This is a genomic window from Psychrobacter sp. PP-21 (assembly GCF_033790785.1).
Lineage (GTDB): Bacteria > Pseudomonadota > Gammaproteobacteria > Pseudomonadales > Moraxellaceae > Psychrobacter.
In genome coordinates, this window is the sequence record NZ_JAMYEB010000015.1 from 1 (window position 1) to 13,927 (window position 13,927).

General features: G+C 42.9%; 12 protein-coding genes, 1 tRNA gene and 1 pseudogene. 6 read left to right on the forward strand and 8 right to left on the reverse strand.

Annotation, left to right across the window (positions count from 1 at the left end; translation table 11 throughout):
• Positions 1-69, reverse strand: a pseudogene (locus NJD71_RS14015) (transposase); the annotation flags it as partial.
• A 196-nt stretch (positions 70-265) separates the two neighbouring features.
• On the opposite strand from NJD71_RS14015, the gene NJD71_RS10810 reads away from it, so the two are divergent.
• Complete coding sequence (locus NJD71_RS10810; protein ID WP_319051982.1) at positions 266-520, forward strand: hypothetical protein; 255 nt, start codon at positions 266-268, stop codon at positions 518-520.
• 871 nt (positions 521-1,391) lie between these two features.
• On the opposite strand, the gene NJD71_RS10815 is transcribed toward NJD71_RS10810, so the two are convergent.
• Positions 1,392-1,482: transfer RNA gene (locus tag NJD71_RS10815), tRNA-Ser, on the reverse strand.
• 129 nt (positions 1,483-1,611) lie between these two features.
• Here NJD71_RS10815 and NJD71_RS10820 point away from each other — a divergent pair.
• From NJD71_RS10820 to NJD71_RS10830, 3 genes are all read left to right on the forward strand, one after another.
• Complete coding sequence (locus NJD71_RS10820; RefSeq protein WP_319051983.1) at positions 1,612-2,508, forward strand: DNA/RNA non-specific endonuclease; 897 nt, start codon at positions 1,612-1,614, stop codon at positions 2,506-2,508.
• 71 nt (positions 2,509-2,579) lie between these two features.
• Positions 2,580-2,843 (forward strand): hypothetical protein, encoded by a 264-nt coding sequence (locus NJD71_RS10825; protein WP_319051984.1) that lies wholly within the window; start codon positions 2,580-2,582, stop codon positions 2,841-2,843.
• 272 nt (positions 2,844-3,115) lie between these two features.
• A complete protein-coding gene (locus NJD71_RS10830) occupies positions 3,116-3,499 on the forward strand; it encodes a DUF2147 domain-containing protein (protein WP_319051985.1) in 384 nt (127 codons plus the stop codon).
• A gap of 230 nt (positions 3,500-3,729) precedes the next feature.
• Here the strand turns inward: NJD71_RS10830 and NJD71_RS10835 are convergent, their stop codons facing one another.
• The 4 genes from NJD71_RS10835 to NJD71_RS10850 form a co-directional block, all read right to left on the reverse strand.
• Positions 3,730-4,992 (reverse strand): ammonium transporter, encoded by a 1,263-nt coding sequence (locus NJD71_RS10835; protein ID WP_319051986.1) that lies wholly within the window; start codon positions 4,990-4,992, stop codon positions 3,730-3,732.
• 106 nt (positions 4,993-5,098) lie between these two features.
• The gene (locus tag NJD71_RS10840; protein ID WP_201556743.1) at positions 5,099-5,437 is read right to left on the reverse strand and encodes a P-II family nitrogen regulator; all 339 of its coding nucleotides are present in this window, start codon (positions 5,435-5,437) and stop codon (positions 5,099-5,101) included.
• 457 nt (positions 5,438-5,894) lie between these two features.
• Positions 5,895-6,749: a universal stress protein gene (locus NJD71_RS10845; RefSeq protein WP_319051987.1), complete on the reverse strand. Its 855-nt coding sequence runs from the start codon at positions 6,747-6,749 to the stop codon at positions 5,895-5,897.
• A 176-nt stretch (positions 6,750-6,925) separates the two neighbouring features.
• Positions 6,926-8,425 (reverse strand): SulP family inorganic anion transporter, encoded by a 1,500-nt coding sequence (locus NJD71_RS10850; protein WP_319051988.1) that lies wholly within the window; start codon positions 8,423-8,425, stop codon positions 6,926-6,928.
• A gap of 669 nt (positions 8,426-9,094) precedes the next feature.
• Between NJD71_RS10850 and murD the strand changes: the two genes are divergently transcribed.
• The gene (murD, locus tag NJD71_RS10855; protein WP_319051989.1) at positions 9,095-10,531 is read left to right on the forward strand and encodes a UDP-N-acetylmuramoyl-L-alanine--D-glutamate ligase; all 1,437 of its coding nucleotides are present in this window, start codon (positions 9,095-9,097) and stop codon (positions 10,529-10,531) included.
• A gap of 267 nt (positions 10,532-10,798) precedes the next feature.
• Positions 10,799-11,995 (forward strand): putative lipid II flippase FtsW, encoded by a 1,197-nt coding sequence (ftsW, locus tag NJD71_RS10860; protein ID WP_319051990.1) that lies wholly within the window; start codon positions 10,799-10,801, stop codon positions 11,993-11,995.
• Positions 11,996-12,117: 122 nt separating this feature from the next.
• On the opposite strand, the gene gluQRS is transcribed toward ftsW, so the two are convergent.
• Together gluQRS and dksA are read right to left on the reverse strand one after the other, a co-directional pair.
• Positions 12,118-13,098 carry a tRNA glutamyl-Q(34) synthetase GluQRS gene (gene gluQRS / locus NJD71_RS10865; RefSeq protein ID WP_319051991.1) on the reverse strand — a complete coding sequence of 327 codons (981 nt, stop codon included), beginning with the start codon at positions 13,096-13,098 and terminating at the stop codon, positions 12,118-12,120.
• 223 nt (positions 13,099-13,321) lie between these two features.
• Positions 13,322-13,759 carry an RNA polymerase-binding protein DksA gene (dksA, locus tag NJD71_RS10870; protein WP_319051992.1) on the reverse strand — a complete coding sequence of 146 codons (438 nt, stop codon included), beginning with the start codon at positions 13,757-13,759 and terminating at the stop codon, positions 13,322-13,324.
• Positions 13,760-13,927: the final 168 nt, after the last annotated feature.

A 13,927-nucleotide genomic window follows, 5' to 3' on the forward strand; every position in this document is an offset into this window, starting at 1 on the left:
GTCATCGAAGCTGTTCATGCTACCAGCCATTTGCTCGGCTAGTTTTTTAATGTCAGATTGAGTCGTCATTGCTTATTCTCCTGTTAATGGATTATAAGCAGTTACACAGTTTTTAGGAAACTCCCATAAAGACAATAGCATCATCGCCAAGACTGATGAAAACTGGAAAGCACAAACCTTTTATACCGCCCCGATTAGAGACTTGTCCTGTGTTAGTGAGTCAGGTAGCGAGCGACTATCTAGTAATTGTGTTACCACAGCTAATGTGCAAGACGGTTCGGCAAATTATGGACTGCACTGGGAATTGCCTACCAACTGGCAACAAGCAGACTTTGATGACTCTAGTTGGCCAAACGCTACTACTTATAATAACCAAACCATTGGGGTAGACAACAAATCAGCTTATACCAATTTCATAGATATTTTTGATAATGAAAAAGCAGATGCCCAATTCATTTGGTCAACCAATGTCGTACTCGATAATGAAGTTATCGTACGCTATACCGTAGATGCGTTATAAGCGCTGAACGAATACTTAAAAGACCATCATAAATGCCGCTCCAAAATAGCTATCTTAGATCTATCTTGGAGCGGCAGTGGTATAACGGTTACGTTTTATTTGTAAGCCGTATCCTTATTCTCAGTATATATTTATAAATAAAAAGCTATCTATCGATATCCTTCCTCGTTTGTCACTACCGCGTACTTGTATGTCTGTAAGCGCCAGTTGAACTCAAAAATCGTTACCTTTCTTAAACTTTCATCAAGCTACTTAACATAGGGACTAGCTATGATAAAGGGCAGTATTATTAACATCATCTACGTGCGCTAGTTATTCAAAGTAATGCTTTCCAACCAAAAAAATGATGCCAAATATCCACTGATTGTCCTAAATAATTATCTCAAAAATCGACTGAGAGCACCAATGAAACAAACTTTATTCATACTATTTGCCATCTTTTTCAGTGCAATAGGCTACTCAGCCAATGCAATGGTACCGAGTATTGCCTTTGCAGAAGCAGTAGACACGACTCCAAAACCAGTCGTATCTTCTGAAATACGAAAAATCAGACGCGAATGTCGCATCAACTTGGGTCTGAACAAGTTATATACGAATCTAAGTGACAGTGAAAAAGAAGCAATGAAGAGATGTATAGGCAGTAAGTAGCTGTAGGTTTGGATATTAGCAGCGATAGATGAATGGTATGAGCCAGCAATATGCTTTATTGTTGGTTTTTTTGATAGATAAGATAAGATAAGATAATAACGATTCAGGCAGCATCAAATGACAAGTATAGACTGACAGTCTTACTATTGAAGTGTTTGAATTTTATTTAGGATAGAGTAAGACAAAACAGAAAAACTGGGGCTTTTATCAAAATAGATAAGATTGGCGGTGAAGGAGGGATTCGAACCCTCGATACGCTATGAACGTATACACACTTTCCAGGCGTGCGGTTTCAGCCACTCACCCACTTCACCGTTTTTTGAACGCCTAAGTATAGCGGATACCATTTAAAATGTCACGACTTGCGCACTATCTTTCTTTATTGGTGGTCGCCTGATAGGATAGCAAGTATGTAATAGCAAGTATAAATGGTTGAGAGTTGAATGATAAGTTTCAGTAAGTCCAAAAGTGGACTTAAACATAGCGTGCTGACGGCGATAGTGACTGTTACGATAGGTATGTCTACTCAGGCATATGCTGATGACTTCAGCCAGTGTAGCCAATCTTTTTATGGTGGTATTTATCCTGAATTTACCAATACCAAACTGAGTAATCAGACACAAGCACTATGTATGGATGGTTTTGCTGTCATGTACTCTGGTGTATCACGCACACCACTATGGTCAGCAGAGTATCTAGATCGGACACGCCTACAGCAAGCAAAACAAATCGACCGTGAAGACAGTTTTCACGAAGAAAGTAAGCTCCCGGAGTCAGCACGCGCGTCATTATCTGACTATTCAGGTTCAGGTTATGATCGCGGACATCTCGCACCCAATGCCGACATGGCAACGCGTAGTCAGCAATATGATAGTTTCAGTCTGGCCAATATCGCGCCGCAGTCACCGCGCAACAATCGTTATATCTGGCGTAATATTGAATCGGCTACTCGATATTTAACGCAGCAATACGGTGAGGTCTATACCATCACAGGTGTAGCATTCACTAATAGCAAAACCAAGCAACTTGCGAACCGCGTACTGGTACCTAGCCACTTTTTCAAAGCGGTATATATTCCCGCAACCAATCAAGCTGGGGTGTATTACGCACCCAATGATGAATCAGAACGTATCGATGTTATTAGCATTGATGAGTTAACGGCTGAAACGGGTATCGACGTCTTACCAATGTTAGACACCCAAACAAAAACACAAGCGTTTGATTTACCACTAAAAGCAGGGGAGCGCTTAGATACACCTGACGCTACAGACGAAGAGCCTGACTGGATGTTATTTGTATGGGCTATTTTAGAATGGTTAATTGCACAGCTAAAAGCGTAAAGTACTTTGAAAATATCGACGTATGAAAGAATATAACTGCGCTACAGCATACTAATACTGAGGATGAACACATGATTGAGCCATTCGCAAACAACCACCAAAGCATGCAGATAGGCGAGCTGGTTATTGAAAACCAAGAAGACAAAATTATAATTTATGGTGATATTGATCTGACTTTAGATGCGTCAGGATATGAGCAAGCCCAGAAGTTACATGAGCTAACTGGTAGGATTGTTGACGCTTTTCAGGTCAATAGCCTTTATAGTAATAACGACAGTAAGTCAAAAGAAAATGATGACCAGCTAGGCAAAGATATCGACAATCCTTTCCTGTAAGTCTTTGATATAGTTTTATTTTTCCAGAAATAATAAAGTATAAAAAAATTACTAGGCAAAGCTAAAAAATTGCTTATAATGAATCAAGACATCGCTTATGTCGCTCAGATCTTTGAACAAAACCTTATGAGTAATTGCGGTAATATCTAATTAAGACGCAAGTAATTAGGTAAATACCCCAAAACTCATAATAAAAGATTCTAGCAAAGGATAAGCATAGGACATCGGAAACATAATGTTTCGAGCAATCATCGTATGAAGGGAGTCAATCTATGAAATTATTTACAAAAACCACTTTAGCAGTTGCTGGTATTGGTATCGCTAGCATGGCTTTTGCCGCTGATCCATTAGCCAACACAACTTGGCAGACATATGATGAAGGTAAGCCAAAAGGTACTGTAAAAATCACTGAGTCAAACGGTGTATTGACAGGTACGCTTGTTGCTACTAATTCAGCCAAAGGTAAGAAGCACGTTGGTACGACTATTATCAAAGGTCTGAAGTCTGACGGTGGTGGTAAATATAGTGGTGGTACGATCACTGACCCTGAAAAAGGTAAAGATTACCGTATGACTGCAAACTTAAGCGGCAACACATTGAAGCTAAGAGGTTATATTGGTCCATTCTCTCGTAGTCAAGAATGGAAAAAGAAATAAACCAGCATTGAGAACCAATCATCAAGTCTTAACTTAATAAAAAAAATCCCGCATCACCGAAAGGTGTTGCGGGATTTTTTTTATTCTAGATTTGTTTGCTAGGTTCAATAAGTAAGTTTTATATTGAAGGTTTAGTAGGGGAAGTTTCTTGTTGATTAAAATAATAAACGCTGACACTACAGTAGGTAGTATCAGCGCATTTAAGACTCATATTTGGCTTGTGAGAGAGCTTATCTAATAAATTCTGGGTAAGCTTCCATACCACATTCAGCAATGTCAGCACCTTCGTACTCGTCTTCTTCAGAGATACGTAGACCGATAACTGCTTTTATGATTGCCCAGACCACTAGGCTAGCAATGAATACCCAAGCAAAGATAGTCGCGGCGCCTACAATCTGACCAATAAAGGTAGATGCTGGGTTGGTGATTGGTACAATTAGTAGACCAAATAGACCAACAACACCGTGAACTGAGATTGCACCTACTGGGTCATCAATTTTGATTTTGTCTAAGGCTAAGATTGATAACACGACGATGATACCAGCGATGACACCAAAGATAGTGGCTTGTAGTGCAGAAGGGGTTGAAGGCTCTGCAGTAATGGCAACTAGACCTGCTAATGCACCGTTTAGGAGCATGGTTAGATCCGCTTTACCAAAGATGATGCGGGCTAAGATCAAGGCACCAACAGCACCGCCAGCAGCAGCAGCATTAGTGTTCAAGAATACCATGGCAACAGCATTGGCACTGGCGATATCACCAAGTTTAAGTACTGAGCCGCCGTTGAAGCCGAACCAACCCATCCATAAGATCAATGTACCAAGTGCAGCAAGTGGTAGATTGGCACCAGGAATGGCACGTATTTCACCGTTAGGACCGTATTTACCTTTACGTGAGCCCAATAGTAGTACGCCAGCTAGGGCAGCAGCAGCGCCTGCCATATGAACGATACCAGAGCCTGCAAAGTCAGAGAAGCCCATGTCACCTAGGTTAAATAACCCAAAGACATCGTTACCACCCCAAGTCCAGCTACCTTCTAATGGATAGATAACACCAGTCATGACGACTGCAAACAATAAGAAAGCCCATAATTTCATACGTTCAGCAACGGCACCTGAAACGATTGACATACAGGTCGCTACAAACACTACTTGGAAGAAAAAGTCTGAGGCTGCAGAGTAAACGGAGTCGCCACCAAAGCCATTTTCGGCAGAGGCTGCCAACGCATCTTCTACTAAAGTGTCACCGCCTGCAATTCCGCTTAAGAACAGATCGCCACCATACATAATAGCGTAACCACATACCATGTACATAATGCTGGCCGTTGCAAATAACGCGACATTCTTAGTTAAGATTTCGACCGTATTTTTTGATCGGACCAGTCCGGCCTCTAACATAGTGAAGCCAGCGGCCATCCACATGACCAACGCCCCACAGATCAAAAAGTAAAACGTATCGAGCGCATACTGGAGCTCAAAGATTTGACTTTCCATTTACATTCCCCTTGAATTTACAATATAGATATCGGTATAACCGATAGATAAAAGTGCTGTAAGAACCTATATCTACAAATCTCCTTTTATAGATATGGCCTCAAATCTAGATAGCATCCGGTCCGGTTTCACCTGTACGGATACGAATGACTTGCTCAAGTGCAGTAACAAAGATTTTGCCGTCACCAATCTTGCCAGTACTAGCGATGCGAGTGATGGCTTCGATAGCAGGGTCGACCATCTCGTCGATCACAGCAACTTCAACTTTTACCTTAGGTAAAAAGTCCACCACGTATTCTGCGCCGCGATAGAGCTCTGTGTGACCTTTTTGACGACCGAAACCTTTGACTTCAGTGACAGTAACACCTTTGACACCGATGTCAGAAAGCGCTTCACGCACATCGTCGAGCTTAAACGGTTTTAAGATCGCAGTGATTAGCTTCATAAAAAAATTCCTTATTTGTGTGATGCTGCAGATTGATAGAGGCATTATGGTGCATCGTCGTATCTCTGCCTTGCTTACGGTAAGTCATTCAAGAACTGTGCCAATTTACTCAAGGGGAAGTAAATTGGACGTGTCCGTTCAAAAACAACCGTCATTCCGATAGAGGATACAATCGACGGTACAACAATGAGAACCCTCGTTATAGAAGTAATAAAAGTAAATCAACCTTCAGCGTTTGGTTAATGATAACTTTATTATAACCAACTTTTTGAGTGCTTGGGGAAGCTATCCCCGTATTTCATGTGACGATTTGCTAACTTGAGTTCGGCAATCAAAAGGGGTTTTTGCGAGGAAGCTATAAACAGAAGATAAATATAAAACAGATATAAGCAGCAGAGCGCCAGCAAGGTAACGGGTGCTCTGTACTTAGATATAGGGGGTGCATGCAGCAGCGTACTTACGCTTTAGGGAATAGCAGATACGGCGTTTTGGTACTGACTAGCAGTTTTTTGGTATCGCTACCTTGTAGTAATTCACGCAGACGAGACTGACCGAAGGCGCCTGTCATGAGCAGACCGATGTCGTTTTGATTCTGATAGTAATTTAAGGCCGCCGCGACATCACGGCAGTCGAGTAGTGTCTTTTTAGACTTAATACCTGCTTGCTTGAGCTTTGCATAAGCTTCACGCAGGGCATCACAGTTATCAGAATTTTCTCTACCAACCATAACAATATGTACGGTTAAGGCACGTACAAGTGGCGTCTTACATAGCCAATTGAGTAGTTTATGGCAGGTTGGACTGTTGTCAAAAGCAAATAAAGCCGTAGTAGGGGTCAAAAATGGTGCATGTGTCACCAAAATGGGGCAGTGACTGACTCTGATAAGCTGACTTAGGGTGGATTTGCAGGTAACATGATGACCAATAACGATCAATTGGGCTTTGTCATCAACATAATCGATACTTTGGTTTAGGTGTTCATGACGATGTAAGGTGTACGTTTTAAGCTTGCGGCGCTGCTGTTCACAATAAGTGGTCGCTTGAGAGAGTAGCAGTCTGCCTTGTGCCTTTAGCTCACAGTTGCTTAGATGCTCTTTACTTGTGAATTGCTCAAGCAATGCATTCTCATCATCTATATTGAGACAGCCAGAATAATTGACCGCAGCTTTTTGTTGTAAGCTTGGTGCAGAGTGTAATAGTCCAATAGGTGCTTGCAGACGGGTAGAAGCCCACATGCTTGCCTCTAGTACCGCTTGAACATGATCGGGACAGTCCAAGCAAGCAATCACACTATCTGGTTTTAAGTTACTCATAAAACGACCACATCATTTTAATAATAAAAATTGGCCACTCAGTTCGGGGCTAAGCATAACCATCATACTCAACCCTGATAACCACTATGGCCGCCTATTCATATATCAATCCACACCATGTATCAATCTACAAAACCTTGTTACGCATTTGTATAGCAAGGCTGATAAATATTGGCTTAATCTAATAAGCCAATATCTCGGCGATCATGAACAGAGAAGCGGTCAATCAGTGTGCGACTCGCATTGTTGAGTCCTACCACTTTGACATCAATACCTTCACGTTGCAAGCGCATGACCAGTTTGTCCAAAGTATCCACAGCTGTCACATCCCAAAAATGTGCTTGGCTGACATCAATCTGAATGCTATCTACGGCTTCTTTAGTATCGAAGCTATTTAAGAACTGTGTCGTAGAAGCAAAGAATACTTGACCTTGAACATAGTAGTAACGGGTATTGCTACTGTCATCGTACTCGCTAAAGATGGTCAAGAACTGTCCAATCTTATTGGCAAATGCCAAGGCAGATAGCAGCACACCAACACCAACGCCATAAGCCAGGTTATGAGTAAAGACCGTAGTCAATACTGTCGCCAGCATCACAATATTGAACGACATAGGATGCGTTTTGAATTCGCGAATAGATTGCCAGTTAAACGTACCAATCGATACCATAATCATAACGGCAACTAGCGCAGCCATTGGAATTTGGCTGACCCATTCACTCAAAAACACCACCATAATCAGTAAGACGACACCAGCCATCAACGTAGACAGTCGTGTACGTCCACCAGATTTTACGTTAATCATAGACTGACCAATCATCGCACAGCCTGCCATACCACCGAAAAACCCTGATACCACGTTAGCCATACCTTGACCACGGCATTCTTTGTTTTTATCACTGGGTGTATCCGTCAACTCATCGACGATGGTTGCTGTCATCATAGACTCTAATAAACCAACAATAGCAAGCGCAATAGAATACGGCGCGATGATAAGTAGTGTCGTCAAGTTCAATGGGATATCAGGCAGCAAAAATACTGGCAATGAATCTGGCAAATCACCCATGCTGCCAACGTTGCGAATATCAAGATTCATATACATGGCAACAGCGGTCAATCCAACGATACAAATCAATGGAGAAGGAATCACACGACCTATTTTAGGGATAAGTGGGAACAGGTAAATAATTCCTAAACCCACGGCTGTCATGATATAAACCGTCATACCGACACGTTCGGTCATGGGGTTTAGCTCAGGCAGTTGCGCGGCGAATATTAATATCGCCAGTGCGTTGACGAAGCCAATAACCACTGAGCGCGAGACAAAACGCATCAGATTGCCCAGCTTTAGAATGCCCATTACGACCTGAATGGCACCGCATAACAGGGTAGCAGCAAGCAGATACTGCAAACCATGATCGGCAACCAAATCAACCATGACCAATGCCATAGCCCCTGTCGCTGCCGAAATCATCCCTGGACGTCCACCGACAAAACTGATCACGACGGCGATACAAAATGAGGCATACAAGCCAACTTTTGGATCAACACCCGCGATAATAGAAAAGGCAATGGCTTCTGGAATCAGTGCTAGGGCTACGACTAAGCCCGATAAAACGTCGCCGCGAACATTGGAAAACCACTCGTCACGCAAGTTATCAATAAAAGATGTCATAAGTAAACTACATAGGGTTAGAGGCAAAAAAAGTAATCATTACTCATTTATAAAATGATCGCGTCGCTAATAATAGCTATTCATTTGTCTTTTACGTCAACATGCACTGAGTCATGTTGCTGTGTTGGAATGTGCAAGGTCAATAATAAGTATGTCTACTCATTTTTTCGGTATCGCGTATACGCTCATCAATAATAAATATGATGAAGACAGTAAGATGACCTAAAAATATGGTTTGGACTGGGTTGCTTAAAATAGGCTATTGAATAAAACACCCAAGATAAGGCATAGAATCAGCAATTATTTGCTGTAGTAGAGGGTGATAAATAATTTGCCACACAACGATTGTTGCCTGACATAAAGTTACCACACACGAATCAGTGCTAAAGAGACGTGACAATAGCGCGATAAATGTGACAACATGCTAAACTAAAATAATCAGGCGTAGCGCCTTATTGCATAACAATGTCACATACCAATCAAGTCAGCCATTATAGCATTAGCTACTGAATATAAAAACAGGCGAATAATAGCACAAAGTCATAAAAAATCATTACCCAAATTTGAACGATACCGTTATGATGCCTATCATCGTGAGGGTGTCACCGAAAGTCGCTACCCACTTGTTTTTCTTGCCACTACTTTGTTCGTCTAACAGAAGGAATAGATATGACCGCCAATACCGCAACAGAAACCTTGATTCATAAGGGCAACGGTCTACAGGTCGTGGTCGGTTTGGGACAGTCTGGACTATCGGTAGCGCACTATCTTGCCAAGCAAGGTTATCAAGTAGCAGTAACAGATGCACAAGCCGCGCCTAAGCTTGCGGATCAACTGTCAGCTGACATTGAAATTCGTCAGTTTGGGGCGATCGATGCAGAGCTACTACAGCAAGCAGCACGTATTATTATCAGCCCAGGTATCTCGCTTGAAACCGATGCCGTGGCAGCAGCCCGCCGAGCTAACATTCCAGTCGTCAGTGATATTCAACTGTTTTGTGGCGCATGTACAGTACCGATAGTAGCCATCACAGGCTCTAATGCCAAAAGTACCGTGACTACCTTAGTTGGGCAAATGGCAGCAGATGCTGGCGTTAATGTGGGTGTCGGTGGCAATATTGGCGTGCCAGCACTGACTTTGCTTGATAATACGGATATGGAGTTGGCCGTGTTAGAGTTGTCTAGCTTTCAGCTAGAAACCGTTACTAATTTAGGTGCAAAAGTCGCGACGGTACTCAATATGTCGCCCGATCATTTAGATCGTCACGGTGATATGCTTGGTTATCATCAAGCCAAACATCGTATCTTTCAGGGCGCCAAATCAGTAGTCATTAATCGTGAAGATGCGCTCACCCGTCCATTAGTGGCAGACAACCTACCAAGAATCAGCACAGGTATTCACGCTCCTGATAAAGGCCAGTACGGTCTTATTACCGATACGGAAGGTCAGACTTATTTGGCGCGTGGTACAGAACGGTTACTGTCGGCAGACAAACTGTTGATTAAAGGTCGTCATAATCTGCTAAACGCGCAGGCCGCTTTAGCGCTCGGCGAGCTTGCAGGGTTGCCTATTGAAAGCATGCTGGATACGCTGCAGCAGTTCTCAGGACTTGAGCATCGTTGCCAATATGTAGGGAACGTTGCTGGCATTGATTATTTTGACGACTCTAAAGGCACCAATATCGGTTCTACTATGGCGGCTATCGAAGGGTTGGGCGCGGTCTATGCCCCAAAAGATGGCAAGCTGCTATTGATTTTGGGTGGGCAAGGTAAAGGTCAGCAATTTGGTGAGTTAACTTCTTTTATTAACCAATACGTGAGTCAGGTACTACTGATCGGTGAGGATGGACAACAGATTGAGCAGCATTTGCGAGCGACCAAACTCAGTGATGATGTCGCATTACACCAATGCCAGACACTAGAAAATGCGTTTGCAACGGTCCAGCAAGTGACGACAAGCAGTCTGTCACAAGTACAAGCGGTGCTGTTATCACCTGCCTGCGCGAGCTTTGATCAATACAGTGGCTATGCTGCTCGCGGCGAGCACTTTAGTAAATTGGTCGAACAGTTAGGTACGGCACAATCAGATAACACGATTATCAGCTAAAAGTCTCGATCAGCCAAACGCTCTGATCAGTCAGCTCAGTCGTTGTGGTAGTAGATGGTATTTTCTTTATAAACGATTGTTTTGCTTATAGATTGCTGCTACTGTCACCATAACTGGTTTGATGCTTAGATAGGTGGTAGTTCACGCATCTTTTGATGCTCATGACTGTCCTATCATCCTCGATCTGGTACGATTTACTTTATCATTTTTTAAACGGTGGCGTTTTATAGACGCCGTGTTTCTTCGTTCGTTAGTGTATATAAAATTATGGCGCTCTCTTCTTTTTTTCGTTCCTCGTCTCAGACCAAGCAAACCTCTGGCACAGATGGTGTGCTTTCTATGCCATCAGCACGTGCAATTTTACTATCGAGCGTAGGCTGCATGATGGTGCTTAGTTTGCTGATGGTCGCATCTGCTTCTATTCCTTTTGCGCTCAGCCGCGGTATGACAGAGCTGTATTTTTTCAAAAATCAGCTGTTGTACATGATGATTGGTTTGATCGTCGCATTTATCCCTTATTATAGTGTGTCGCTGCGAACGCTTTATAAGACTGAAACCCAATTTCTTTTACTAGGTATCACAGGTCTGTTGTTAGTGGCAACGCTATTTAGTACACCTATCAATGGTTCTAAGCGTTGGCTGACGCTAGGCGGTTTTAACTTTCAGGTCGCAGAGTTGGCCAAGCTGGTCATGATTGTATTTGTCTCTGACTTTGTGGTGCGCCGCTCGTTTGAGGTGCGTAATGGCCTTGATGGTTTTTTGCGAATTATGCTGGTGGTAGCGCTAATCACGATACTGCTCTTGTCACAGCCTGATTTTGGCTCGTTTGTCGTTATTTTAGGGACACTATTCGCGATTTTTTATATCGCTGGTGCCCCTTACAAGCACTTCTTAGCATTAGGTGCGGCGGCTATTGGCGGTGCTGTACTGATGGTGACTACGGCAGAGTACCGATTGGTGCGTGTCATGTCGTTTATGGATCCATTTGATGATGTGCAAGATACTGACTACCAGTTAGCACGTAGTTTGATTGCTTTTGGGCGTGGACAGTTCACGGGTGTCGGCTATGGCGAAAGCGTACAAAAACTATCGCATTTACCTGAGGCTCATACTGACTTTTTGTTGGCGATTACGGGTGAGGAGTTAGGCTTTGTTGGGGTCAGCATGGTGTTGGTGCTCGAAGCACTGATCATTGGTAGTGCGATGCGCATCAGTTACAACGCACTCAAACGTCGTCAAATGCGCATGAGTTATACGGCGTTTGGTATCGGTGTGGTATTTATTGCGCAGACCATTATTAACGCGGCGATGAATATGGGTGCCATTCCAACCAAAGGCCTCACTATGCCATTCTTTAGTTATGGTGGATCTTCGATGTTGATCAGCCTAGTGATGGTTGCACTACTACTGAAGATATATAAAGAAAGTCCTGAAATCGAAAAGAGCCAATGCCGCTACTATTAAAAGATTTTAATTAGTAAAACATCTGAGTTAGCTTATACATTTTATGAGTAAGACCTAAAAAAAGCGCCGCAAATAGTGGCGCTTTTTGCTGTCTGCTGCTATTAAGGGTTCCTTGGTTCTCATCAACAGAGTAAATTTAGCTGCTGCATACCTTGTAGCGGTGCATTGTCCCACTGTGCAATGGCTTGGATGAGCATATTGGTTGGCGTGTCGACATCGACTTTTGGTTGCCGTAGGAGTGCCAGTCCATCAGTGATAAGTTGGCTTGGATCCGATGTGTCTATTGGCTGCGCGAGGTTTTGCTTGGAGAGCTTTTGACCATCTGCATTATTAATTAATGGCAAGTGATACCAATGGTCGATCGTTGGTAGACCAGCCGCCTGCATAATACTGATCTGCGCTGTGGTCATCGGTAGGATATCCAAACCGCGCATAATATGAGTAACCTGTTGTAGACCATCGTCGATACTGGCGGCTAATATGTAGTTGATCATACCATCTTGACGACGAGCTACCATGTCTCCTAGTGTCTGCTGTGGATTATCCCATTGCTGACCCTGAATACCATCATTAAAACCGATTTTATAGTCTGGTAGCTGTATACGTAATTTATGCTGCTGCCTATCAAGATGAGTTGCCACACAGCGCCTTGGATAGCGCTGCCGGTTTGGCTGTTTTTGATTGACTGGTGTTTTAGTATGGGTCTGGCTATGATGTCTATTGATATCTTCTTGTGCCCAGTACTGCTCTAAGTCTTTGCGTGAGCATCGGCATCCGTAGGTTAAGGGGCGCAGCGATGAAGACAGGTGGTCATTGTAAATATCGATACGTTCAGACTGATAGATGACGTCACCGTCCCAGTGCAATCCAAGTATTTCTAGATCCATCAAAATCTGCTCAGTGAACTGCTTGTCACAGCGCGCAGTATCGGTGTCCTCGATGCGCAGTAACCATTGGCCACCGAGCGATTTTATATGACAGAAGCTAGCAAGTGCCGTGGTAAAAGAACCCAGATGCAGCTCACCCGTAGGTGATGGCGCAAAACGGCCAATAGGCTGTGATAATCTGGGTTCAGTTGGTATATCAGTATAAATATTTTTCAAAATAAATAACTATCGATAAAAATGATAGAGATAGAATAATAAAGATCGGTATCAAAAGATATTTATTAAATGAAATTATTTTGTTAGTAATGGCAGCTTTGCGTCGATCATATATTTGAGAGTAGAGTAGGGGTGGTGGTTAAGAAAAATGATAGTCTTGTAAAAGCAAAAAGCGACCCATGATGTGGTCGCTTCTGCTCACGTACGGTTATCTGTATACCGCTTAAGCCCCTTGGTTTTGGCGCTCTTTGATCTCTGACAAGGTTTTGCAGTCGATACACTGCGTGGCTGTTGGACGAGCTTCGAGGCGACGTAGACCAATCTCTACACCACAGGTTTCACAAAATCCATAGTCATCATTTTCGATTTCTAACATAGACTTGTCGATCTTGCGGATGAGCTTACGTTCACGATCACGTGTACGCAAGGCAAGCGCAAACTCTTCTTCTTGAGTTGCACGGTCATTGATGTCAGGCATCGCACTTGACTCATCTTGGATGTAGTTTTTGGTACGATCCGCTTCACCAATCAGTTGGTTTTTCCATTCCAACAAAATTGACTTAAAATGCTCTAACTGTGCATCAGACATGTACTCTTCGTCTTTGGCTGGCACATAGGGAGTAAACTTGACTTCACTTGGATTCGTGGTCACGGTGCTCATATGGGTATCCTACTTTTTCAAATTAATTCAATAAAACGACGTATCAAAAGACAAGACGTTATCAGTTTTACAAACGCTATAAGTTGTCCCTTTATCAAACGTTTTACCACTTGGTGATACAAGTAACACAGCTGATCAAATAATATCGTTATTTTAGTATATCGGCAT